The sequence below is a fragment of the Rhizobium sp. A37_96 genome, assembly GCF_053521765.1.
The window spans coordinates 1-1,380 of the sequence record NZ_JBNWDS010000048.1 but is presented as its reverse complement, the minus strand read 5'-3'; the positions used below and the strand labels follow the sequence as shown (position 1 = coordinate 1,380).

At 56.2% G+C, this 1,380-nt stretch carries 1 protein-coding gene; it reads left to right on the top strand.

The window, feature by feature from the left end:
• Nucleotides 1–77 precede the first annotated feature (77 nt).
• Nucleotides 78–1,112, top strand: a complete 1,035-nt coding sequence (locus ACQZ6J_RS33860) for an IS110 family RNA-guided transposase (RefSeq protein ID WP_449087232.1) — start codon at nt 78–80, stop codon at nt 1,110–1,112.
• Nucleotides 1,113–1,380: the final 268 nt, after the last annotated feature.

The window sequence follows — 1,380 nt, the reverse complement described above, 5'->3', positions numbered from 1 at the left end:
TGTTGATTATGGGATGGCCCGCCCTTCCGAGGACATCGAGTATGATGATCCGTCATTGAGGGAAGAGGAGCCGATCCATGACGATTTCAATTTTGGGTATCGATATAGGCAAAAATAGCTGCAGTGTTGTCGGCGTCGACGACAGAGGTGCGGTAACTATTCGCCGAACGATGCGGCGGCAGACGCTGCTTGATTTTGTCAGCAAGATTCCGACCTGCATCATCGCGATGGAGGCGTGCTGTGGTGCTCACCATCTGGGTCGACTTTTTGTGTCCCAGGGACACGAGGTCCGACTGATGTCTCCGGAATATGTCCGCCCTTATGTGAAGGCTCAGAAGAACGATGACCGGGATGCGGAGGGCATAGCAGAAGCCGCTTCGCGTCCGACGATGCGGTTTGTTGACCTCAAAAGCGAAGAACAACTCGATATCCAGTCGTTGCACAGGGTCCGATCCCGCCTCGTTGCAGAAAGAACGACGCTGATCAATCAGATGCGTGCTATTCTCTTGGAGCGCGGCCTGATCTTCGCCGCGGGCCGTTGCAAATTCGAAAGTGCTGTCGACGCCCTTCTGAATGAGCAGGCCATCAGCTTATCTGGGCGCGTTCAGAGGCTGGTTGCCGAACTTCGAGACGAATGGAAGATGCTCGACACCAAGATAGCAGCCCTCAATGCCGAGTTCTTGTCGCTGGCCCGAGATGATCTCGCAACGCGACGGCTAACGGATATCCCAGGAATTGGGGTACTGAACGCCACAGCGCTGATCGCCGCTATAGGAAACGCCAGCAGCTTCGATCGTGCCCGAGATCTTGGCGCGTGGTTAGGACTTGTACCACGACAATTTACGACCGGCGGCAAGCCACGGCTGCTGGGCATCACAAAGCGTGGCAACGTCTACCTCCGAACTTTGCTTGTTCACGGTGCGCGAGCGGCCATGCCCACACTCAGTCAGAGCGACACCCCTCTCGGGCAATGGCTACGAGGCCTGCTTTCCCGGGGTATGCACCGCAATGTCGTAATCGTGGCGCTTGCAAACAAGCTCGCCCGCATTGCCTGGGCCGTCTTGCGAAAGGAACGTCCATTCGATCGCGCGTACGGCGCCACCACAGCGTAAAAAGATTGGCTGCGTCTATCTGCAGCCCATGACGTTTGCGAGAAGGATCATAGATGGCCTGACAGTTGACCGGCGTACGGAAAGCCCAGCAGTGCAAATGGCTCGTTGAAGCCGTGTTGATTATTGAGGCTCCGGACGCGCGGATATCCATCTTGGCCACGGCATGACCGTGAGACCGAATACGTTGAAGCAGACTGTGCAGGATTCTAAAAATTCTACTTGCGAACAGGGCGGGCCATACGTTTGCGCTGAGAGTTGACCCGGGATT

What these genes read in the sequence shown, in the direction of transcription:
- ACQZ6J_RS33860 (WP_449087232.1), top strand. Translation starts at nt 78, where the DNA reads ATGACGATTTCAATTTTGGGTATCGATATAGGCAAAAATAGCTGCAGT.